General features: G+C 45.8%; 23 protein-coding genes and 1 pseudogene. 9 read left to right on the top strand and 15 right to left on the bottom strand.

Annotated elements, in window-relative coordinates; genetic code table 11:
- Nucleotides 1–29: 29 nt before the first annotated feature.
- From iscU to B5J94_RS04420, 6 genes are all read right to left on the bottom strand, one after another.
- Nucleotides 30–416, bottom strand: a complete 387-nt coding sequence (gene iscU, locus B5J94_RS04445; RefSeq protein ID WP_062499078.1) for a Fe-S cluster assembly scaffold IscU — start codon at nucleotides 414–416, stop codon at nucleotides 30–32.
- Nucleotides 417–491: 75 nt separating this feature from the next.
- On the bottom strand, nucleotides 492–1,058 hold the full coding sequence (locus tag B5J94_RS04440) for a hypothetical protein (RefSeq protein WP_062499079.1): 567 nt from the start codon (nucleotides 1,056–1,058) through the stop codon (nucleotides 492–494).
- A gap of 86 nt (nucleotides 1,059–1,144) precedes the next feature.
- Nucleotides 1,145–1,558: a hypothetical protein gene (locus B5J94_RS04435; protein WP_143821897.1), complete on the bottom strand. Its 414-nt coding sequence runs from the start codon at nucleotides 1,556–1,558 to the stop codon at nucleotides 1,145–1,147.
- Nucleotides 1,559–1,613: 55 nt separating this feature from the next.
- Nucleotides 1,614–2,837, bottom strand: a complete 1,224-nt coding sequence (locus tag B5J94_RS04430; protein WP_062499081.1) for an IscS subfamily cysteine desulfurase — start codon at nucleotides 2,835–2,837, stop codon at nucleotides 1,614–1,616.
- 61 nt (nucleotides 2,838–2,898) lie between these two features.
- Nucleotides 2,899–3,342 carry an Rrf2 family transcriptional regulator gene (locus tag B5J94_RS04425; protein WP_062499082.1) on the bottom strand — a complete coding sequence of 148 codons (444 nt, stop codon included), beginning with the start codon at nucleotides 3,340–3,342 and terminating at the stop codon, nucleotides 2,899–2,901.
- A gap of 375 nt (nucleotides 3,343–3,717) precedes the next feature.
- Nucleotides 3,718–4,413: a hypothetical protein gene (locus B5J94_RS04420; RefSeq protein ID WP_062499083.1), complete on the bottom strand. Its 696-nt coding sequence runs from the start codon at nucleotides 4,411–4,413 to the stop codon at nucleotides 3,718–3,720.
- Nucleotides 4,414–4,756: 343 nt separating this feature from the next.
- Between B5J94_RS04420 and B5J94_RS04415 the strand changes: the two genes are divergently transcribed.
- Nucleotides 4,757–5,062 carry an HU family DNA-binding protein gene (locus B5J94_RS04415; RefSeq protein ID WP_062499084.1) on the top strand — a complete coding sequence of 102 codons (306 nt, stop codon included), beginning with the start codon at nucleotides 4,757–4,759 and terminating at the stop codon, nucleotides 5,060–5,062.
- Nucleotides 5,063–5,169: 107 nt separating this feature from the next.
- Here the strand turns inward: B5J94_RS04415 and B5J94_RS04410 are convergent, their stop codons facing one another.
- Together B5J94_RS04410 and B5J94_RS04405 are read right to left on the bottom strand one after the other, a co-directional pair.
- A complete protein-coding gene (locus B5J94_RS04410; protein ID WP_062499085.1) occupies nucleotides 5,170–6,114 on the bottom strand; it encodes a LysR substrate-binding domain-containing protein in 945 nt (314 codons plus the stop codon).
- A 134-nt stretch (nucleotides 6,115–6,248) separates the two neighbouring features.
- On the bottom strand, nucleotides 6,249–6,647 hold the full coding sequence (locus B5J94_RS04405; protein ID WP_062499086.1) for a type II toxin-antitoxin system HicB family antitoxin: 399 nt from the start codon (nucleotides 6,645–6,647) through the stop codon (nucleotides 6,249–6,251).
- A 297-nt stretch (nucleotides 6,648–6,944) separates the two neighbouring features.
- Here B5J94_RS04405 and B5J94_RS04400 point away from each other — a divergent pair, with 297 nt between their 5' ends.
- Genes B5J94_RS04400 through B5J94_RS04385 form a run of 4 tightly spaced genes read left to right on the top strand, consistent with a single transcriptional unit; the run spans nucleotide 6,945 to nucleotide 11,424 of the window.
- On the top strand, nucleotides 6,945–8,465 hold the full coding sequence (locus B5J94_RS04400; RefSeq protein ID WP_062499087.1) for an AmpG family muropeptide MFS transporter: 1,521 nt from the start codon (nucleotides 6,945–6,947) through the stop codon (nucleotides 8,463–8,465).
- Between the two features lies 1 nt (nucleotide 8,466).
- Nucleotides 8,467–9,303: a peptide chain release factor N(5)-glutamine methyltransferase gene (prmC, locus tag B5J94_RS04395; RefSeq protein ID WP_062499088.1), complete on the top strand. Its 837-nt coding sequence runs from the start codon at nucleotides 8,467–8,469 to the stop codon at nucleotides 9,301–9,303.
- On the top strand, nucleotides 9,269–10,084 hold the full coding sequence (locus B5J94_RS04390) for a HesA/MoeB/ThiF family protein (RefSeq protein ID WP_409455090.1): 816 nt from the start codon (nucleotides 9,269–9,271) through the stop codon (nucleotides 10,082–10,084). Before prmC ends, B5J94_RS04390 begins: the two co-directional genes overlap by 35 nt.
- Before the next feature lie 26 nt (nucleotides 10,085–10,110).
- Nucleotides 10,111–11,424, top strand: a complete 1,314-nt coding sequence (locus B5J94_RS04385) for an ABC1 kinase family protein (protein ID WP_062499090.1) — start codon at nucleotides 10,111–10,113, stop codon at nucleotides 11,422–11,424.
- A 213-nt stretch (nucleotides 11,425–11,637) separates the two neighbouring features.
- On the opposite strand, the gene B5J94_RS04380 is transcribed toward B5J94_RS04385, so the two are convergent.
- Complete coding sequence (locus B5J94_RS04380; RefSeq protein WP_062499091.1) at nucleotides 11,638–13,245, bottom strand: carbon starvation CstA family protein; 1,608 nt, start codon at nucleotides 13,243–13,245, stop codon at nucleotides 11,638–11,640.
- Nucleotides 13,246–13,802: 557 nt separating this feature from the next.
- Here B5J94_RS04380 and B5J94_RS04370 point away from each other — a divergent pair.
- The 4 genes from B5J94_RS04370 to B5J94_RS04355 all read left to right on the top strand — a co-directional run bounded on the left by B5J94_RS04370 (nucleotide 13,803) and on the right by B5J94_RS04355 (nucleotide 16,866).
- Nucleotides 13,803–14,561: a coiled-coil domain-containing protein gene (locus tag B5J94_RS04370; RefSeq protein ID WP_062501398.1), complete on the top strand. Its 759-nt coding sequence runs from the start codon at nucleotides 13,803–13,805 to the stop codon at nucleotides 14,559–14,561.
- Between the two features lie 21 nt (nucleotides 14,562–14,582).
- On the top strand, nucleotides 14,583–14,909 hold the full coding sequence (locus B5J94_RS04365; RefSeq protein WP_062501401.1) for an ATP-dependent Clp protease adaptor ClpS: 327 nt from the start codon (nucleotides 14,583–14,585) through the stop codon (nucleotides 14,907–14,909).
- 102 nt (nucleotides 14,910–15,011) lie between these two features.
- Nucleotides 15,012–15,677, top strand: coding sequence for a class I SAM-dependent methyltransferase (locus B5J94_RS04360; RefSeq protein ID WP_062501405.1), 666 nt, complete (start codon nucleotides 15,012–15,014; stop codon nucleotides 15,675–15,677).
- Nucleotides 15,667–16,866 carry a TIGR03862 family flavoprotein gene (locus tag B5J94_RS04355; RefSeq protein ID WP_062501407.1) on the top strand — a complete coding sequence of 400 codons (1,200 nt, stop codon included), beginning with the start codon at nucleotides 15,667–15,669 and terminating at the stop codon, nucleotides 16,864–16,866. The genes B5J94_RS04360 and B5J94_RS04355 overlap by 11 nt, the downstream gene beginning before the upstream one ends.
- A gap of 293 nt (nucleotides 16,867–17,159) precedes the next feature.
- Here the strand turns inward: B5J94_RS04355 and B5J94_RS04350 are convergent, their stop codons facing one another.
- The 6 genes and pseudogenes from B5J94_RS04350 to B5J94_RS14065 all read right to left on the bottom strand — a co-directional run.
- Nucleotides 17,160–17,813, bottom strand: coding sequence for an alpha/beta fold hydrolase (locus B5J94_RS04350; RefSeq protein WP_062500950.1), 654 nt, complete (start codon nucleotides 17,811–17,813; stop codon nucleotides 17,160–17,162).
- Nucleotides 17,803–18,024 carry a translation initiation factor IF-1 gene (infA, locus tag B5J94_RS04345; protein WP_029102801.1) on the bottom strand — a complete coding sequence of 74 codons (222 nt, stop codon included), beginning with the start codon at nucleotides 18,022–18,024 and terminating at the stop codon, nucleotides 17,803–17,805. Before infA ends, B5J94_RS04350 begins: the two co-directional genes overlap by 11 nt.
- A 63-nt stretch (nucleotides 18,025–18,087) precedes the next feature.
- Nucleotides 18,088–18,894, bottom strand: a complete 807-nt coding sequence (gene truA / locus B5J94_RS04340) for a tRNA pseudouridine(38-40) synthase TruA (protein WP_373280035.1) — start codon at nucleotides 18,892–18,894, stop codon at nucleotides 18,088–18,090.
- A gap of 6 nt (nucleotides 18,895–18,900) precedes the next feature.
- Nucleotides 18,901–19,872, bottom strand: a complete 972-nt coding sequence (locus B5J94_RS04335; RefSeq protein ID WP_228144523.1) for an asparaginase domain-containing protein — start codon at nucleotides 19,870–19,872, stop codon at nucleotides 18,901–18,903.
- A gap of 119 nt (nucleotides 19,873–19,991) precedes the next feature.
- Complete coding sequence (locus B5J94_RS04330) at nucleotides 19,992–21,956, bottom strand: FimV/HubP family polar landmark protein (RefSeq protein ID WP_062500944.1); 1,965 nt, start codon at nucleotides 21,954–21,956, stop codon at nucleotides 19,992–19,994.
- A gap of 58 nt (nucleotides 21,957–22,014) precedes the next feature.
- Nucleotides 22,015–22,493: pseudogene (locus tag B5J94_RS14065) on the bottom strand (hypothetical protein); the annotation flags it as partial.

Here is a 22,493-nt window from a genome sequence, read left to right as displayed (position 1 = left end):
TTTCCTATGTTATTGAATTTATTGGAAAATTAAGCAGTTGCTGATTTTGCTTGATAATCTTCAATCGCCGCCTTAATCGCATCTTCTGCCAACACAGAGCAATGCACCTTAACAGGGGGCAGGGCAAGCTCTTGGGCGATGTCTAGGTTTTTAATGGCACGGGCTTCGTCAATGGTTTTGCCTTTTAGCCATTCGGTAACAAGCGAGCTTGACGCAATCGCCGAGCCACAGCCATAGGTTTTGAATTTGGCATCTTCGATAATGCCGTCATCGCCCACTTGGATTTGCAAACGCATGACATCGCCACAGGCGGGAGCTCCGACCATGCCTGTGCCAACGTTTTTGGCGTTTTTGTCTAGGTTGCCCACGTTGCGGGGGTTTTCGTAATGGTCAATGACCTTGTCTGAGTATGCCATAATGGTCTCCGAGTTGCTAATATTGCTTGGCAATATTTGGCTGATTTAAATTGGGTTAAAGGTTGGCAATCATTGCTATTTTGTTTGATACCAAGTATCTTTGTCTATATTACCTTGCCAAATAAAATTGGTTGGTGTTAATAACTGTGTATTTTTATCAAAATACATCGGCTGTATCATTTTTTCAAAATATGTGCCATTATCTTTATCATGGTGGTAAATAGGATTTAAACAAGTATGAATAATGTATTCTTTTTCGTTTTTTAATACCGTGATAGAGCCGTCTTTGAGTAACTCATCAGCACTTTTGTTCTTTTCATATAATTCACGCATGGCAAGGCTATATGGGTCTTCATTATCGTGAAAAAGCATTTCATACAAATCTGGATTTTGATGATAATCATCTAACCGCTCAATACTCTTTTTATCAAGCTCCACACCTTTAAAATAATAGCGTGTGTCATTGTCAAATTGGCTTTTATAATATTCTGTTGTATTAAATTTCGTTGTATGGATGATTTTATCATCTTTTAATATTAGCGTATGCGGTGGTGATGTTAATAAAAAATGATGACTTGGGTCTAAACCGACATACAAATCATGCTTGCCTTTTTTAATTTTATCAAGCGAATATCGCACCATGTGATAGTCTTTGTTATATTCTTCTTTTTGCCCAATAAATACATAATTGGCAGAAGTTGGAATATTAAGGCGATATTCTTGGCTCTTTAAGGGTGTGCTGGTATAATCAATGTTGGATATATCAATTTGGCATGGTTTAAATGCTCATTTTCACTAAAACCCAATACCGCCTGCACGCCTTCAATACCATAATAAGTCATTTTGGTAAAATTAGAAGTATCAATAACAATCTGTGGCGATGTTACTGTCTTTTCTTTATCAAACCAAGCAGGAAATAAGGTATTAAAGAAACTTTTTTGTGTGGTATTTAATACCTTATCATCAGCTTGATTTTGCAGGTGCCAATGACCTGCCCATACTCCTATAAAACCATAAGAACCAAGCTCTTGACAATAATCACCATTCTCAAATAGATAATGTTTGTGGATTACGCCTTCACCATGATGTGAATAAACGCCTGCAATGTCAGTATTTGCCAATGCAATATGGGCAAATGACATGATAATTGCTGTGATTAAGTGCTTATGGTTCATGGTTTAATTCTTTTGGTAAAAATCAATGCTCTTGCCATTCAACCTTACTAAAATCAACCCCTTCTTTAAACATATCCCAAAGGGGCGACAGCTCACGCAGTTTATTTACCGCATCGGTGATTTGGGCAAGAACATGGTCAATGTCCTCATCGGTGGTATAGCGACCGATACTAAAACGAATGGACGAGTGAGCCAACTCATCGGGGCGACCGATTGCACGCAGGACATAAGACGGCTCTAAGGTTGCCGACGTACACGCCGAACCAGACGACACCGCCAAATCTTTTAGGCTCATCATCAGGCTCTCGCCTTCGATAAAGTTAAAGCTGACGTTTAGGATGTTTGGGACGCCTTGTTCAAAACTGCCGTTAAGATAAATCTCTTCAATGCCCTGTAAGCCATTCCACAGCTTATCACGCAGGCGAGTAATATGGGCGTGGTCTTCATCAAAACGTTGAACGGACAAGGCAAACGCTTCGCCCATACCAACAATCTGATGCGTGGCAAGTGTACCAGAACGCATACCACGTTCATGCCCACCGCCATGCTGTTCGGCTTTGATACGCACACGGGGCTTACGGCGAACATACAACGCACCAATGCCTTTTGGACCGTAGATTTTGTGGGCAGAAAAGCTCATCAAATCGACTTTTAGCTCTTCTAGGTTGATTTTGATTTTGCCAACGGCTTGGGCGGCGTCTACATGGAACAGTACGCCCTTAGCACGGGTAATCTCACCAATACTGGCAATATCTGTTACCGTGCCCAGTTCATTATTTACCGCCATGAGACTGACTAAAATCGTATCGGGGCGAATGGCTTCTTCTACCTGCTCAGGCGTGATAATGCCTGTGGCTTCTTGGGGGATAAGATAGGTAACTTCAAAACCTTCTTCTTCTAATTGACGGCAGGTGTCTAGGATTGCTTTGTGTTCAATCTTTGATGTGATGATGTGTTTGCCCTTACCATGATAAAAATGAGCCACGCCTTTTAGGGCAAGGTTATCCGACTCAGTTGCCCCACTGGTAAACACAATCTCACGGGGGTCAGCACCGACTGTCTCGGCAATCTGCAAGCGGGCATTTTCTACCGCTTCTTCGGCTTGCCAACCAAAGCCGTGTGAGCGACTGGCAGGATTACCAAAAATCCCGTCAAAAGTCATGTAGTTGACCATTTTGTCGGCGACTTCTTGGGCGACTGGCGTGGTGGCGGCATAATCTAAATAAATAAGTGATGACTGGCTCATGCTGGATTGACCCCTAAGTTAATTGTATTGATTGAGTTGGTTTTGTCGTTTTTCTCGCCAATCATTTTTGTTGTTGGCGGTCAGCGATGTACCCTGTATGCTTAGATTCTAAGAGTTGGGCTAGGGTAACATTGCTCAGATAGGCTTCGATGTGGTTTGATAAGTTGTGCCATAGGTCGTGCGTTAGGCACATCTCACCGTCTCGGCAGTCGCCTTTACCGCCACACTGCATGGCGTTAATGGACTCATCAACGGCGGTGATGATACTCATGATGTCAATCTCGTCTAAGGGTTTGGCAAGATGATAACCGCCAGACGCCCCACGAGTACTGCTGACCAAGCCTTTTTTGCGTAGCTTTGAGAAAAGTTGTTCAAGATAAGAGATAGAGATAGATTGACGCTTTGCAATGTCAGACAAGGACACCGCCCCTTGATGGCGACTTTCTTGTACCGCCAAATCAAGTAGGGCGGTCACCGCATAGCGTCCACGTGTTGTCAATCGCAGAATATGGTTTCCAAATTGCCTAGCCTAACGTTGATGGCAACTAAGCTAGGCGTGGGTAAATAATATGTGACTATTATAATAATTCCTAGTAATCCAGTCAAGATTATTTTTTATCAAAGTAATTGATTTTTGCCATTGATAAAATTCATCATAAATTTATCTTTTGAATGAACTATTAAATATAGTCCAAATCAAGCCAAAAATTGATAGTTGTCATAGCATGGCTATCATAGCATGACAGACGTGGTTTGCAATCCGACTAAGGGGGTAGGAATTGAATGTTTGGCGTTAGGGCAAAAATCAAGCCAATAAAATAAATAACCCATAAAATGAACAAAAAGGCGGAAGATTCGCCTTTTTATGAGTAAAAAACAATCAAACAAAGTTCATGATGATGGCAATCAGTGCGATGACCCCCACCACAACAAGAGCGATAAAGGTGCTTTTTTGTTTGCCTTGTAGTTCGATGAGAGCGGTATTTAGCTTGTGGTTATGCACCGTTAACTCATCAATGCGAGCGGACTGCTCGGCGATTTTGGCTTTGTAGTTTTCTTGTTTTTCGGCTTTTTGTTCGGGGGTGGGGGCAGGTTTGCCTTTGACTTTGCCAAGCAGGTTTTGAATGACACCGCCCACGCCCAACTGCACCAAAAACGCCTTAAAGTCATGCACGTCCTCATGGTCACCACGAATTTGTAGTGACTCAACACTACTACTTTTGTGCGTGGTGATGGCATTCATCAGCTGAAAGCTGTATGCATTGACCGTCATGTCAGGCGTGGTCTTGTCATTGGGTAGGCGGTCATCGAGCAGTACACCACGATAGCCAAACGTGGCATAAAACTGCACATGGGGCAGGTAGGTGCGAATGCAGACCACCGTACCACGCTCGGCAAGCGGGTAGGCAAGCTGTCGCAGTGTGGGGTCAAAACGGAGTATCAAAGTGATGGCTGATTCTAAAAACACCAATAGAACATTTAACAGTCCACGAGACACACCACCGTTGTCATCATTGGTGCGATAGGTCGGCTGTGGGTCGTTGGGCTTGGTGCTATGGGTCGGCTGGTCGGTCATACAGATATTATCAATTCACAAAATAATGCTAATGATAAGATGATATCCAAAAAAAGTAAACCACCTTAATGTAACTAATGCGTGATTTTTTGGCAAAAAAGGATAAAAGTAGGCTTTTATCGTAAATATCCCGCCTTTGATGGGGTATTTTTGTAAAAAAGATAAAAATATTTTGCCATACCCCTTGTAAAATGGGCAATACCCTTATACAATGCACTCAAAATAAGCCCAAGCGTGTGTTGTGGGCTTAGAATTTGCTTTTGCCAACTTCATCGGTATTGCGAGACTTGGCAAAATGTAAATTCATTTCACATTCTTATCATCAACACCATGAGGACAAATCATGAATAAATCAGAATTAGTAGATGCTGTTGCCAGCGAAGCAGGTCTTACCAAAGAGCAAGCCACCAAAGCCATTAACGCTTTCACGTCTAGCGTACAAGGTGCCTTAGAGCGTGGCGATGATGTGGTATTGGTCGGTTTTGGTACTTTTAGCGTCAAAGAGCGTGCTGCCCGTACCGGTCGCAACCCTAAGACTGGCGAGTCACTACAAATCGCTGCCAGCAAAGTACCAGGCTTTAAAGCAGGTAAAGGTCTAAAAGATGCGGTAAACCCCGCCGAAAAAACTGCCAAAAAAAGCAAAAAATAATTTTAACAATTTTCACATTGTTTAAATATTTAAAATTAAAAACGCACCCCATGTCGGTGCGTTTTTTGTTGGGAGAGTTTTTTGGAGATATTAAAAATCGGGGCGTGTTAGCGTTTATCAAACTGACTTTGACACAGCTTAATAAACTCACCGCCAAATTTGCGAATGTCGCTGTCATCACGCACCGCAATCCAACTGGTAAACCGCCCAAAATGACTGATAGGAATGGCAACAAGGTCGGGGTAGTTGGCAGGCTCGTACGCCATCTCGGCAATGATGCCCACACCCAGACCTGCCGATACATAGGTGCTAATCACGTCTGAGTCTAGGGCGGCAAGCACGATTTTGGGTTGTAACCCTGCCTGCTCAAACGTCCTATCAATGGCACTTCGCCCTGTAAAACCGCCATGATAAGTAATGATGGGAAAACTTGCCAGCTCAGGCAAATCCACGCCATCCATCACGTCTGCCAGCTCTGCCAGCTCATGGTCTTTGGGGGCGATGACCACGTGCGACCAGTCATAATAGCGATGACAGCGTAGCACGGCATTGTTGAGCAGGCTCTCGGTGGCAATGCCAATGTCGGCTTGACCACGAATGACCATTTGGGCGATGGTCTCGGGGTCGGCTTGTTGTAGCACCAGATTGATCTTAGGGAATTTTTGCAAAAACTCCTTGACAATGGTGGGTAAGACATAGCGGGCTTGGGTGTGGGTGGTGGCAACGGTCAGCGTGCCTTCTTGGGCGTTATTAAAATCAAGGCTTAGGTTTTCGATGGTGCGTATCTCGGCAAAAATCGCTTCGATGTGGGGCAGTAGCGATTTACCAATGGGGGTAAGCCCTGTCAGGCGTTTGCCTTGACGGGTAAACACGTCCGCTTTGAGCTGATTTTCTAGGGTAGCGATTTGTTTGGATAGGCTGGACTGACTGGTGTGGAGCAGTTCGGCGGCTTGGGATAGGTTATAGCCATTGACGACCGTATGCCAGACGGTTTCTAGCTGTTTGAGCTGAATTTGTAAATGCTTTTGGTTGATGACCACATCTATCGCCATGATACGCCCCTTAATCTGATTTATAAAGTGCTGTCATTATAAAAGCCACCACCAAAAAAGAAAATACCCAAAAAGAAAAAACAAATGCCGATTGGGAATATCGGCATTTGTGATGCAAAGATGGTGATTATCCGCTAAGCATTGGCAAGTTCATGCTCTATGGCTTTTAAAATAAAGGCTTCAATGTCGTGTTCGTCATAGCCGATTTGTGTTTGGATTTGGGTAAGTAAGGCACGGGGCAAGTGCAGGTTAAAGGATTTTTGCTTGCTGTTAAAGAGCATGGAATTTAAGCTAATCATTGCCCATGTTTGCCCTGCAAATTTGGGGTTGGTTAGATGATTGGTGATGTTCTCAGGTTGGGGCAGATCACTGCCATCATCTGCCAGTTTTTGTAAATGCCCAATCAAGGTAGAACGTACTTTATCAATCGTATCGGCGATGCTGTCGCCAATTACGTGAATTTCTGGTAAATCAGGTACTTGAGCATAAAAAGTATCATCTTCTTGTCTAATGGCAACGCTAAAAAGTTTCATGATGGATTGATGTGCTAAAAGGGATTTTTATTTTGTCATAATTATAATAAAATGGCAATATGTTAAGACTGGCGGTAACTTTAAAAGGTTAAATGGTTGATTTGTTCACCAAACGTATCTTATGTGGATATTGCAATTTAGATGGCATAGTTTCTATCGGTGGGTGTATTTGACTTGATGTGTGGGGTGGACATGTGAGCATGGACATGTCTGATTTTAAAAATATCACAATAACTTTTTGTAAAATAACCAAAAATAGTCTAAAATGGCAAATGATTTTTGCACTCATATAATACAATGATACAACAATTTGATTTTTCGGCATTTAAGACGGCTTATTTTAATCGTCAAGCTTTATCCATGCTATTTTTGGGTTTTGCCGCAGGCGTGCCTATTTTGCTGATTTTTTCTAGTTTGGGCTTGTGGCTAAGAGAGGCAGGCATTGACCGCAGTACGGTGACGATGTTTAGCTGGGCGGCGTTGGGTTATTCGTTTAAGTTTATTTGGTCGCCATTGGTGGATGCTTTGCCCTTGCCTGTGCTTGGTAAAATGCTCGGTCATCGCCGTTCGTGGCTACTACTATGTCAGGTGTTTATCATTACTGCCATTATTATGATGGCGATGACTGACCCCGCTCAGGTTGCCCCGTCCGTGATGGCGGTGGGGGCGGTGTTGCTCGGCTTTTCGGCGGCGACCCAAGACATCGTGATAGATGCCTATCGTATCGAGTCTGCCCCCAGTGAGATGCAAACGGCACTGTCGGCAAGTTATGTGGCAGGCTATCGCATTGGCATGATTATCTCGGGGGCAGGGGCGTTGTATTTGGCGGAGCTGTTTGGCTCCAAAGAAGGTATGTATCAGTATGTGGCATGGCAAAAAACCTATCTTATTATGGCGTGTGTCATGCTCAGTAGTGTGGCGACCACACTACTGATTCGTGAGCCTATTCGTCAGGTCAAACCTGTGGTTACTCAAACCACGGACTACGCAAGACTGTGCGTGGTGTTCGCACTCTCGGTGGTGGCTTTTATCATGATGTATCGGACGATGGGTGGGGTATTGCCAGAGTCAGAGAGTGTGGATATTGCTTTTTTGTTGGGCTGTGTGCAGTTTATCAGCAGTGCAATCGCCATGGGGGTGGTTGGTTATGGCTTGGTGCAGGCAGGCGTGGTCAAACAAGAAGTGGCACAGGCGACATGGGTTGCCCCTATTACCGATTTTTTTGCCCGTTATGGCAAAAAGGCGATGCTACTGTTGGCACTCATTGGCTTGTATCGTATCTCGGACATCGTGGCAGGGAACATCTCCAACCTATTTTATCAAGATTTGGGCTTTACTAAAATTCAAATCGCCAATGCGGTCAAAGTGGTGGGCGTGATTGCCAGTATTGGCGGTGGCTTTGTTGGGGGCTGGGTGGCTCAGCAGATGGGGGTCATGCGAGCGATGATGGTGGGGGCGATACTGGCGTGTGCCACGAACCTGTTATTTATCATCCTTGCCAATATACCAACCATTCTGGTCATGTATTTTGCGGTGATTACCGATAACCTAGCGGCAGGCTTGGCAAGTGCGGTATTCATCGCCTTTTTGTCGGCACTGACATCCATTCGCTTCACGGCGGTGCAGTATGCCCTGTTTTCATCACTCATGACCCTATCGCCAAAAATCTTGGGCGGTTATTCGGGGGCGATTGTGGATGCGACCGATTATCCCACGTTTTTTGCCATTACATTTGTGATTGGACTGCCGATTTTATATTTGATTCATTTGGTAAATAAACACATCTCGCTGGACGAGTCTGTACTTGACAAAGAATGACATGCACACCATCAATGCCTTAAAAGCCCAATTTCGCAAGCTATCGCACGCACATCTGCCTTATCATTGGTTTGAGTCGTTGCTGTTATTTGTGCTAAACAAAGACAAAGCCTTTTTAATCACCCATGATGATTATCTGCTGACCGCTGATGAATATGATAGGCTTGAAGGTGGTATGGCAAAGCTATGCTCGGGCGTACCGCTTGCGTATGTCATCGGCAGGCAAGGCTTTTTTGGGCATGAGTTTGTGGTTAATGAACACACGCTTATCCCACGCCCCGATACAGAGATGCTGGTGCAGGCGGTGCTTGATGTGGCGACCGATAAGGATTTGGGGCAGGCTCGGATATTGGATTTGGGGACAGGCTCGGGGTGCATTGCTCTGAGCATAGCAAAGGCGTTGCCGTCTAGTGCGGTGCTGGCGGTGGATTATTTCCATCATGCCTTAGACGTTGCTCGGCGAAATGCACAAGATTTGCAAGTGTTAAATTGCCAATTCATCCAATCAAATTGGTATGAAAATATCCCCGCACAGAGCTTTGACGTCATCGTCTCCAATCCGCCCTATATCGCACGCACCGATGAGCATTTGGCACAGTTGGTGGCGGAGCCTATCACGGCATTGGTGGCGGACAATCACGGCTTATCCGATATTGAAAAAATCATTAAGGGTAGTGCGGCGTATCTCATGCCTAGTGGCGTATTAGCCTTAGAACATGGTTACGACCAAGGGGCGAGCGTGCAGGAACTTTTTGCCAAAGCAGGTTTTAAAGACGTTCGCACCGTCAAAGACTATGGTGGCAATGACAGAATCACGATGGGGGTTTGTGATGAGTGATAATGATAAAAAAATAACTGCCAACGAGCTTAGTGACAATGAACTTATGCGGTATGCTCGTCAGATTTTGCTAAATGACTGGGACATGGATGCACAGCTACGCCTAAAAAATAGCCGTGTGCTGATTGTGGGCGTGGGCGGTCTGGGCTGTCCTGTCTCGCAGATTTTGGCACGGGCAGGCGTAGGGAGTATGCATTTGATTGATTTTGATGTGGTGAGCCGTAGTAATTTGCAACGCCAAACGTTGTTTAGAGAGTTGGACATCGGTCAGCTCAAGGTAGCGGTGGCAAGCCGTGCATTGGCGATGCATAATGAGTTTATTAACATTACCCATCAGGACGTGCAGCTAAATGAAGATAACATTACAGCGATAATTGGGGATAGTGGTGCGGATTTGGTGATTGATTGCACGGATAATTTTACCAGTCGTTATTTGATTAACCAAACCTGCCGAACGCTCGGTTTGCCCTTGTTATCCAACTCCGCCATTGGCGAAGTGGGGCAGATTGCGTTGTTTGATAAACAGACGGGCTGTTATGAGTGTTTGTTTGGGCAGGACAAAGACAGTAACAGTAGTATCACCCAAAACTGTGCCACATCAGGGGTCTTGTCTAGTACCGTGAGTATCATCGGCTCGATGTCGGCACAGATTGCTCTAGATTATCTCGGACGGGGGCATAACCCCATCGCTCACGAGCTGTTATTATGGCAGGGCAGAACCATGACTTTACAAAAAATGCGATTTGCCACCAATAAACACTGCCCACTGTGCCACGCCTAGCCGTACCACTCTTAGACGATAAAACCATGAAAACATCACCATTGCAATTTGCCAAAAAATCCCTAAATACAGGGGCGAATGTCCTAGGTCGCCTACATAAAAGTGCCAGCGTGGCAGGGCTATCTGCCTTGCGTGTTGCCAAGGGCGAGCAGATGGACGCTTATCTATTAAAAGATGCCTTTATGCAGATGGGCGTGACTTATATCAAGCTTGGACAGTTCATCGCCAGCACCCCATCACTGTTTCCCCGTGAGTATGTGCTTGCTTTTGCTGACTGTTTGGATGCCACACCGCCTGTGCCATTTGCCAAAATGCAAGCAGTGCTGACCGAGGAGCTGACCGATGATGGGCGTGGGCTTGATGATATTTTTGCGTCCATTGACCCTGTGCCACTGGCGTCAGCGAGTATCGCACAGGTGCATAAGGCAACCCTAAAAGATGGACGGCAGGTCGCCCTAAAAATCCAAAAGCCTGATGTTGGGGCGATTATGCAGACCGACTTAGGGGTGTTACATGGGGCGTTTTGGGCGATGGAGCGGGTCTTGCCAATGATGAAAACTGCCAATCTCGCCCCCATTATCGATGAGATTCGCACTCGCATGACTGCTGAGACTGATTTTTTGGCGGAAGCTTGCCATATTGATAAGTTTCGTGAATTTTTAGATAAAACAGACAGTCAGCACATCACCGCCCCCAAAGTCCATCACAACCTATCAACCAAGCGTGTGTTGGTCATGGATTTACTGGTTGGTAAGTCGCTTGTTGATGAGAGCTTGCTTAGCGACATCGCTCAAAGCAACCGCACCACGCCCCAAAAAGTGATGGCGGACGTGCTAGATACGTGGTTTTTGTCGCTGATGATGACGGGTGAGTTCCATGCCGATTTGCACGCGGGCAATCTCATGTATCTAACCGATGGACGGATTGCCTTTTTGGATTTTGGGCTGATGGGGCAGATTAAACCGAGCAGTTTGCAGGCGTGTTTCTCACTGGTGCAGTCTTTACAGCTTAACGATTATCATGGCATGGCACAGGCGATGGTTGATATTGGCATGACCCACAGCCATGACAAAATCAAAGTAGGGCAATTGGCAGACGACCTAAAAGCGATGATGGACAAGGTGCATGGCTCGCCCCAAGAGACGGATAACCTTAATCTGCTCATGCTAGAACTTGTGGAGATTGGCAAGCGTTATGGCGTGCATTTTCCTAGGGATTTCGCGTTATTAACCAAACAGCTGTTGTATTTTGATAGATTTATGGTGACACTCGCCCCTGAGATGGAGTTATTTGAAGGCGAGCGGTTAAAGGTGGTGACAGAGCAAAGAGTGTTAAATTAAGGCGTACCTGCCTTTGTAGTACAAATTAGACTTCTTGCGAAACCCCGAATTAAAGAAAACCGTTCGTGGTGAGCTATGCCTGCCCATAACGGTTTTCGTTACCCTTCGACAGGCTCAGGGTGAACGGAAAGCCTAGTATCGCAAGAAATCTATTGTATTTAATTTTTGTTAAAATAAAAACCACGCCCTAGGACGTGGTTTTTATGTGTTAAATCAAATCTTTATCGCTGTGGAAGTGATTTTTTCTTCTACCACCACCGCATCGGGGTCGCCTGCCACGCTTTCACGTTTGACAAACATAAAGAACGCCCCTGTGGTCAGTGCCGTAAGCCCAATGCCAATCCACACCGACAGCGTATAATCAAGCCCAAAGCCGATTTTGTTGTACGCCAAAAACGTATAACACGCCGCACTCATAAAGATGGCAGGCAATGTGCAAACCCAGTGGAACTTACGATAACGGTACAGATAACCTGCCGCCGTCCACAGCATGACGACCGCCACCGTTTGGTTTGCCCAGCTAAAATACCGCCATAGGATTTGAAAGTCCACTTTTGAGACGATAAAGCCGATGACAAATAGTGGAATGGCAATCCACAAGCGTTTCATTAGCGTGCGTTGTTCCATGGTTAGAAACTCGGCAATGATAAGCCGTGCTGCACGAAACGCTGTATCACCTGATGTGATGGGTAGGATGACCACGCCAAGCACTGCAAAGATGCCGCCGATGGTGCCAAGATAGGCAATGGAGCTGTCATAGACGACCTTGGAAGGCGAACCGTCAGCAATGGCACCTTGTAGGCTTACCAAATCAGGATAGAATGACATACCAACCGCACACCAGATGAGAGCAATAATCCCTTCGGTAATCATTGCTCCATAAAAGATAAAGCGACCTTCGGACTCGTTCTCGGCACAGCGAGCCATGAGCGGGGTCTGGGTGGCGTGAAAGCCTGACAATGCACCACAGGTAATGGTCAAAAATAGCAAGGGCCAAATGGGCAAGTCGCCTTTGGGTTGTAAGTTCATAAAGAAACTCTCAACCGTCAAACCGCCCATGCTATTAAAGAAATAACCGCCACCACTACTAAATTCACTTTTTAGCAAACCATAAGTCATGCCAAGCGACATGAATAGCAATAATCCACCAAAAAATGGATAAACCCGACCGATGATTTTGTCAATGGGTAGTAATGTGGCGATGATATAATAAATAAAAATCAGGGCTGTCCACAACACCACGATGGTGCTTTTTTCCATGCCAAACACGGTATTTTTGACCGTTTCGGTGGCAACAGCAACGCTCTCGGCATTATTGACATTAATCGCCCCTGTGGCAGCGGTGCCAAAAGTATCCATGGTGATGGAGCTAAGAAGTTGGGCAGGACTTGCCACAAAGACCACACCAACAAGCACGAGCAGGACAACGGCAAGTAAGTTAATAAAATGCTTGACAGGTTGCCCCAGATATTTGCCCGTCAGATACGGCATACTTGCCCCGCCATTTCGCACCGAGAGCATACCACACATGTAGTCGTGTACCGCCCCTGCAAAGATACAGCCAAACACAATCCATAGCATTGCCACAGGACCATACAACGCCCCCAAGATTGGACCAAAAATTGGGCCTGTGCCTGCGATGTTAAGCAGTTGGATGAGCCAAATGCGTTTTTTGGACATGGGGATGTAGTCCACGCCGTCTGTCATGGTGTAGGCAGGGGTGTTTTTGTTGGGATTGATGACAAAGATTTTTTCAATCATCTTGCCATATACAAAATAGCCTGCCACCAACACGGCGACACAAAAGAAAAACCACAACATAAACAATCTCCTAGATTGCTTTATCAGAATATTTTATTGCATAACAAATAAAGTTAATAAATGATGGCATTTAAAAAACCAACCAAAATTTACCGTCGCTTACAATACCGCAAACCGATAAAAACGTCAATGCACATTTGTGGGTAGCTGATAACAATTTATGATTAATTTTATAAATAAATGATTTTGGTATTTTAAAGGATAAATTGGTAAAAATTAGGGCGTAACGTTTGTTGATTTTTTGGTATAATAATGTAGGGCGTGTTGAACCTTTAATTTTAGAAATAAAATAATGTTTTTGCATGAAAAATGGCTATCCGACCACTTAATTTAAAAAAATTAAGTGAAAATCTTAAAATTTACCTGATTAAGTGGTCGGATTGTTTTTCATCGTCAAAAGCTTGTTTGATAGAATAACTATCAAACTTCACTTTTTCCTTGAAAAACGGGCGATTTTTCTCATTTTTCATTGCAAATACAAAAGGCAGGCACGCCCTACTTTTACGTGTAAATAGACACGTTTCCTTACTGTTCATTTTGTGTGGTTTGATTTTGTCATGAATTCTTTAAATCGTAAGTCCCGCCAGCAAGGCATTTCTCATCAGCGTGGTTCGGCACAGCAGATTTTGGTGCTGTTTGTCATCGCTTTGGCGTTGGTGGCGATGGTCATGGCAGTTTTTGGCTATAAAATTGGACACAAGCAGGGGCTTAGAAAAGGGGCGACCTTGCAAACTGCCCAAGCCCAAGATGGTGGTGAAGACCCATTACAAGGCATGACGGTCAATGAAGCCAAGCTAAAACAACAGCTTGACTCAGCGGTCAAAGAACGTGATATTAGTTTGTCAAACCTAGAAACGTTGCGTGAACAAAATGAAGAACTGACCACAAAAAACCTGCAACTGGCTCAGGTCAATGAGCTGTTTAAGAAAAAACTTGCCAAAGATGGTGGCATTCCCCTTGAAATATTGGGCAGTGAGATTTTGGCGTTGCCTGATAACACCTATGAGTACCGTTTTGATGTGGCGATGATAGCGTCATCAGGTTCGACCATGAACATGGCACCCAAGATGACCTTGCTAAACGCCACCAGCATGGTGCAAATCCCTTTAAAACCTGCCATCTATGAGATTAAAGATGTGGAGCGGATTCGTGGGCGGTTTGTCATGCCCAAGGATTTTGTGCCTAAGCAAATCAAGCTAGAAATCAATGCAGGTGGCGAACGTGTTGAACAGCTCTACAACTGGCAAGTGGGTGAAGTCGTTGCTCAAAAAGAAGATAATGGCGTGAGTGAGCGTCCTGTCGGCACAGGCGAATAAAAATAAAAGCAAAGGTGTGGTATGAGCCAACATGAATCTGATATTGACAGTCAAAGTGATGTAGTGACCAAGCCAGAACAAGCACCAGAACAAGCAGAAGTGCCGTTGTTCCATGTGGTCATGCATAATGATAACTTCACCACGATGGATTTTGTGGTGTTTGTGCTCGTTGAAGTCTTTGCTCATGGCATGGATAAAGCCGTCTCTTTGATGATGGATATTCATCGGACAGGGCAGGCGATTGTGGCGACCTTACCCAAAGAGATTGGCGAGATGAAAATCGCCATCGTACAGGAGTATGCCGAAGAAGCTGAATTTCCGCTGTTGGTTACTTTAGAAAGAGCATAACAGGATAAAATATATTCTTGTGTAAAATCAATATCTTGTCTTTAAAACAGTATTATATATAAAAACTGTCATTTTCTATCATTTTTTAAATTCATCATTTCTATGCCATCCAATCCGTTATCTCATCATTTCCCCCGAGTGTTTCATTTAGCCAGTTTGCGTCCGCCCAGGGATTTTTACCCCATTGCTGACACACCCATTTGCCTTGAAATCGGAGCAGGCAAAGGCAAACATGCCTTGTTATTTGCCAGTCAAAACCCTGATAAGCACCTGTATGCCATAGAACGCACTACCATAAAGTTTGGGGCGTTTGATAAGCAAGCAGGCATGGCAAATCCGCCCAATCTCACCGCCATTCACGCTGACGCCATTGCGTGGACAGCCTTTGCGGTGTATCCCAAACAACTCCAAACCTGCTTTATCTTATACCCCAATCCCGAACCCAAAAACAAAAACCAGCGTTTTTTAAACATGCCATTTTTTGAGCTGTTGCTGTCCAAGATGGCAGATGGTGGGCAGATTATTTTGGCAAGTAACATTGGCGACTATATCGATGAAGCTGAGCGACTGCTTACTGATGTGTGGCAACTGCCATATGCCAAAAGGCAGATAGAGCCGACGTCGGCACGCACGCATTTTGAGATTAAATATTTGGCACGGGGCGAGCTTTGCCAAGAGCTTATCATTACCAAGCCGAGCGGTTATCACACCCGTTTTGATGAGACATTGCCCCTACATTTATCATGGTCGCCAAGCGATGAAGCCTAAGATTGCCGTCATTGGGGCAGGGGCGAGTGGTCTCATGGTCGCAGAGCATTTGTCCGCTTATGATGTGGACATTTGTGTCTATGAGCAAATGCCAAGTGCAGGTCGCAAAATCCTATGGGCAGGCAAGACAGGGCTAAATATCAGCCATGCCGAGCCGATGACGGCTTTTGTGGGGCGTTACACTCCGCCCGACTGGCTGACACCTTTTTTGCAAGTCTGTGATAATGCGTGGGTGGTGGATTGGCTCGCTGGGCTGGGTATTGACACCTATGTCGGGTCAAGTGGGCGGATTTTTCCTGTGCAAATGAAAGCGTCGGTATTTCTAAGGGCGTGGTTACGTCGCTTGACGGCAAGGGGTGTGCAGATTTTTTATCGCCATGAGTGCTTGGGCGTGGATGGTAATGCCGTGCGATTCGCCCATGATGGGACGGAGTTTGAGCAGACGTTTGATGTCATCGTGCTGGCGTGTGGTGGCGGTTCGTATCGGCGATTGGGAGCGACAGGCACATGGCAGGCGTGGCTGTCTAATGATGAGCTGACCCCACTGTATGCCAGTAATGTTGGGGTGGTGCGGTCGTGGTCGCCTTATATGGATAAATTTTTTGGTAAGCCGTTAAAAAGGGTGGGTCTGTGGACAGATGGCGAGCCTGTCTCCCAAGGCGACATTATCATCACTCATTATGGCATGGAGAGTGGGCTGATTTATAAATACAACAAAGCCATGCGTGCGTGTCATGACGGGATAAGGGTGTATTTGGATTTATTGCCTGACAAATCGCCTGACGACGTCGCCAAGACATTTGCCAAAAATAAAAAGCAATCTTTGAATAACATTTTACGAAAAATTGGCTTGGATAACATTAAAATCGCCCTAATTCGTGAATGCACCCATAAAGCGGACTGGATAAATCACGAACGCATGGCAGGTTTTGTCAAATGCTTGCCGATGGCGTTTGATGGTTTTCGCCCGATGGATGAAGCCATTAGTACAGGTGGCGGTGTCAAACGGTCGGCATTAACTGATGGATTGCAACTTAAATCCAATCCTGCTGTCTTTGTCTGTGGTGAGATGTTGGATTTTGACGCCCCAACAGGCGGTTATCTTTTGACGGCATGTTTTGCCACAGGGCAGGCAGTGGGGCGTGGCGTGGCTCAGCTTTTAAAATTGCAACCGACAAAGGTAAATTAAAAAGCCAAAAGCAGGCGTGGCTAGGGCGTGCCTGCCTTTGGTATTTGCAATGAAAAATGAGAAAAATCGCACGTTTTTCAAGGAAAAGTCCGCCGTTGATATTGAAATATCAGCAAGGATTTTGACTTCGAGCCACAATCCGACCACTTAACTGGGTAAATTTTAAGATTTTAACTTAACTTTTTAAATTAAGTGGTCGGATAGCCATTTTTTCATGCAAAAATTGATTGAAATTGTCAAATTTTCATCTTATTTTATAAAAATGTTATCAATGGTAGGCATGCCCTAGATAGCTAAGCCCGTCTAAATTTACCGTATTCCAAAAAATGTACCACTTGGTTGGCAACAGCAGAGCTGGTTAGCATGCCCGTGTGAGTGACAGGCAAAATCAGACTGTCGGTGGCAGATGGTAGCTCGGTCTCATGGACAAATACCGTGCCGTCATGGGCATGTCGGGTGCGGTAGTGGCGGTTGTGATAATTTAAAAACAGCAAGCCTAAGCCTTGGGACTTATCCCCTGCAATCACGCCAAATTCCACGTCATTAGGCACGCTCGGACAAGTGCCGTCCAACGCCCCGATATAGGACTGTCCCACTAGGGGCGACAGCGTGCGTTTGACATAAGTGGCACAGACACTGCCTTGATGGGGCGTGCCAAGGGAGACACAGCGATGAACTTGCCATGTGGGATAGTCATGCAAAAACTGCCGAATCACCAATCCGCCCAGGCTGTGAGCCACGAGATTGATGGGTTTGTCGGGGTTGTGATGAATGAGTAGGTAGTCATTTAGACGTTTGGCGTGTGCCGAGACGTCTTGGCGTAAGCTGTGATAGGTGGGTGTATGCACGACAAAACCCGCTCGCCGAATGTATCTGGCAAGCGGATAAACAATCAAACTGGTTTGGTGCAAGCCATGTAAGACAAGCGTGGTGGGTTTATTTGCCACGATAAGTAATGCGACCTTTGGATAAATCGTAAGGGGTCATCTCAACCTTGACTTTATCGCCTGTTAGAATGCGGATGTAGTGTTTACGCATCTTGCCTGAGATGTGAGCGATGATTTCGTGTCCGTTGTCAAGGCGGACTTTAAATAGGGTGTTTGGTAGCGTGTCAATGACTTCGCCTTCAAACTCGATGATGTCGTCTTTTTTTGCCATAAGTCAAATAAGTTAAAAATGAAAAGCGATATTATAGTGGAAATTGCATAAAATAGCAATGGATTACTCTAATAAACCAAGCCATAACGGGGTCAAAGGCTGTTTTGGCAGTCGTTGTTGGAATTTATCAAGATAATAAGCGTTGATAAAATACAGCCCGTCCGCATCTGCCGTGGGTGGCAGTAGTGAGCGGTCTTTGGCATCGATAAGTGCAGGCAAGGCATCAATGTGGAGCCTGCCTGTGCCAACCGCAAAAAGCATGCCCATGATGTTACGCACCATGTGGTGCAAAAAGCCGTCCGCCTGAATGTCTAACACAAGATACGCCCCATGTTTAAATAGATGGATATGATGAACGTCTCGGACGGGTTTGTTGGATTGGCACATGGATGAGCGAAAACTGCTAAAATCATGTGTGCCAAGCAGAAGTTGGCTGGCTTGCACCATGACATCGACATCAAGTGGCTCATAAAAATGAGTGACTTGATGGCGTAAGATGGCAGGGCGATAGGGTTGGTTTAGGGTGACATAACGATAACGGCGAGCGATGGCACCAAAGCGTGCATGAAAGTCATCAGGCATGGGCGTGACCCACGTTAAGGCGATGTCGTCGGGCAATAGGGTGTTCACGCCACGAAGCCACTGGTGGGGCGTGCGATGAGCGGTGGTGGCAAAATGAGCGACCATATTACCTGCATGCACCCCTGCATCAGTGCGACCTGCGGCGATGACTTCTACAGGTTCGTTAGCGACTTTGGAGATGGCGTATTCAAGGCGGGCTTGAATGCTGTCCACTTCTTGCTGACGTTGCCAGCCTTTATAATGCGTGCCAATAAACTCAATGCCGATGGCGTGGATTGTCATGTTCATCACCAATCACCAGTTATCAGAAGATAGGGCGTTATTTACCGCCAACCACAACAGTCGCCCATAGATGGCAGGAATGCTCAATTTACCCCCTGACCATACATGATGAGCATATTGCCAAGACCCTGCGGCATAAGTGGTGCTCACTCCATGAAAAGGACACATGGTGGTGCATACCACAGGAATGTTTTGCCCATGCAGGCGGTCAAGCTCGGCGATAATGGCGTCGCTCTTGGGTAAGTTGCCTACCCCATAGGCGATAAGGATGACAGCAGTGGTGTTATCATTGATATTGGCTAACTCTTGGACGATGTGGTTTGTGTCATTAGGCAATAAAAAAATGCTTTTGATGTTGGCGGTATTGGCGTGATGTTTGATGATGTCAAAAGGCTCGGGGCGGATTGTGGGGAATGTCAGACTTGGATGGCTAACGCGTGTACCATAAAAGGCATTGGGATTGAGACTATCTATTTTTTGAGTGTTGTCCGCCCAAAAAGTTTGATGGCAAAACTGCACAAACACACCTTGACGGGTTTGGCTGACATTGATGGCATCTGATAGATTGTGCCAAGCATCGCTGGTATCATCTATGTGATAAGTGGGGTTATCTGCCACAAGCAGTGGATTCATGCTTCCTGTGATGACCAAAGATAAGTCGCTGTTGGTAAAGGCATGAAATAAAAAACTTGCCAAAAAACTTAGGGTATCCGTGCCTGTTATCAGTACAAATCGTTTGGCACCTTGCTGATGGGCGGTGTGGATGAGTTCATAAAAATGGGCAAAATCAGCAGGAGTTAAGGTGCTACTGTCTTTAATGCAGTCATTATCCAAAATGACTTGCCTGCTGTCCAATCGGCTGTTTAATAAATTTTGTAAAACAGGTAAAAACTCATGGGCAGGCAAGGGGGACAAAGGCGTGCCATGACTGCCAAAAGTACCGCCAGCATAAATGAGATGGATGTCGTCTGATTGATAAGGCATGATAAAATAGATGTAAAATGATTGGGCAAATCATAGCATGGTTTTTATAAAAAAGCAAAAAGGCACATCGTAAGACATGCCTTTATTGTGTTGCTAAATTATGTTGCTAGGTTTGTGATTTATGCTAATTGAGCCAGTAATTCACGAGCGTTTTGTTGCTGAGTGGCACTGCCTGTTTGTATGACTTCATCAAGCAGGCGTTTGGCACTGTCGTACTCGCCAAGGTCAAGATATTGTTTGGCAAGATTGAGTGTTACCCCTGTATTATCCAGATTATCAACAAAGCTCAGCTCAGATGGCACCCCTGCTGTTTGGGCGGGTTGTTTTGCCACAGGGGATTCGGTGGCTACTGGCTGAGCAGGTGGTGTGGCTCTTGGGGTAGCTGTTGGAGCGGTGGCTGCTGGTGTTTCAGCAAAATCAAAACCGCCAAAATCAAGGTCACTCGTCTCGGTGGCAGGTGCAGGTGTTGTATCAAACGCCAGCTCGTTGGCATCAAATGCCAGTGTGGCATCTTGTACTGGTGCAACTGGTTTTGATGGTGCAGGTTGGGTTGTTTGCGTGTCCAAACCTAGGTCAAAACTACCGAAATCCAAGCCATCATTAGTATCGGCAGGGGTAGGCTCGGGCGTTGGCGTACTGTCCAAACCTAGGTCAAAATCAGCAAAGTCAGCACTAGGGGTGGCAGGTGTGGGCGCTGGTTTGATGGTAGGTTCAGGCTCGCCAACCAAGCCAAAGTCAGCATCAAGACCGTCAAAACCCAATCCGTCATCAGCATTTGCTTGTGGCGTAGGTGTTGTTGGGGCGGTTTGAGTATCAAATGACAAGTCAAAGTCGCCAAAGTCTGATACGTCAGCTTGGGGTGCTGGGGCAGGAGATGGCGTGGTAGGTTGTGCAGGGGTGGATGACAAGTTGGCATCAAAATCAAACTCGTCAAGTGCCAAATCATCAGCAGGTGCAGTGGCAACTGGGGTTGCAACTGGTTCAGGTGTCAAATCAAAGTCAAAACCTAAGTCGTCAGAACTGTCGGAACTGGCACTTGGGGTTGGTGTAGGAGCAGGAGCAGGAGCATCAAAGTTAAAATCAAACGCATCTAACTCATCGGAGCTTGGGGCTGGAGCTGTCTGAGCAACTGTGCTTGTAGGCTTGGTGTCAAAGTCAGCCGATAAGTCGCCAGCTAATCCACCATCCAAACCGGTGTCTAAATCGCCACCCAAGTTTTGGTTGAAATCATCATCTAGCGTATCAAAATCAAGGGTTGGCTCGCTGGCTGGTGGTGTGCTTGATGGTTCATCAAAAGAAAAATCATCAAAATCTAAGGTAGGCTCTTCCAAGGCGGGCTTGGCGGTAGACTGTGGCTCTTGGGGCGGAACATCAAAACTTAGGTCAAAATCATTGTCAGTAACAGCAGGTTTGGTTGATGGTGCTGGATTTTGCAATGTATCAAAATCAAAATCAAGCCCATGAGCATCATCATTAGAGACAGCAGGAGTAGGAGCTGGTGCCATGGGGGCAGGCTCAGGTGTTTCAAACTCAAAGTCAAGACCGCTATCAAAGGCAGTGGATGTCTGGTTTTGTGTGGCGACTGTTGCAGCAACAGGAGTAGCCGCAGCCGCAGTTTGGGTAGGTGTTGGCTGTGGCATTGGTGCAGGTGTTTGAGCTGTCGCACCGGTCATCTCTTCTTCTAGTAGAGATTTGCAAAAATCAGCTTCACGAATGGTCTCGCCATCGGCAATCTCGTGAATTTTTTGATGAAGTTGATTAAAGGCGGCAAACTGTTTGGTAACACCATAAGTTTGCAGTAGTTTTAGCATGGCACCGTTGTGGCGGGGATTGGTCATCAACACGCGTTTGAGCTCAGCTATTGCTTCTTGGTAATTTTGGTTGCGAATGTGAGCATCAGCCGTGGCAAGTTCATCGGTAGCGGTGGGCGTGGGTGCAGGTGCCACAGGAGCTTGCTGAGTGGGCAAGTGGGCTTGTGGGCTGGCAGGTAGTTCTGATTTTTGGGCTTGTAGTTTTTTTAATACAAAAAATGCCACAATACCAATTACAACAACAGCACCAATGGCAATAATAATGGTTTCCATAATAACTCCAATTTGACAAGCCTGCTTGAATAGGCTTGGTGGGTATTACCCTTGTTAATTATTGTTTCTCTTTGAGATTTTTTAGACGATTTTCAAGTTCGGCAAGCCTTTGGTTTTGCAACTGAACTTTTCTGGCAGCGGATGAGAGCTCTTCGTTTAGGCTATTGACACGTTTGGCGTTATTGGCAGTTTGCTGACGTGTATTTTTAAGGGTGCCTGCCAAGTTACCACCACCTGCTGTTGTGTTAGATGTAGGTTTGCTGTTGGTGCCTGTGGCACTGCCTTGTTGAGTGGGTGTTACCAAGGTCATTTGAGCTCTTGGTAGTGCTTTTTGAGCGGGCTTGGCGGTCACTTGACTGCCACGTCTTGGCGTGTCATTTCTGGTTTGTCTTGCTGTGCTACTTCTGCTTGCTGATTGTCTTGCGGTAACGGCTCGCTCTCTGCTGGCACGTCTGGCTTCAATCGCTTCGGCAATCGCTTTTTGTGATGGCACAACTTGATAGTTGGGTAGGTTTAAGTTGAACCGACCCCCAAATC

The organism is Moraxella lacunata (assembly GCF_002027545.1).
Taxonomy (GTDB): domain Bacteria; phylum Pseudomonadota; class Gammaproteobacteria; order Pseudomonadales; family Moraxellaceae; genus Moraxella; species Moraxella lacunata.
The sequence above is the reverse complement of the archived record's forward strand: the minus strand, read 5'-3'. Positions and strand labels throughout refer to the sequence as shown.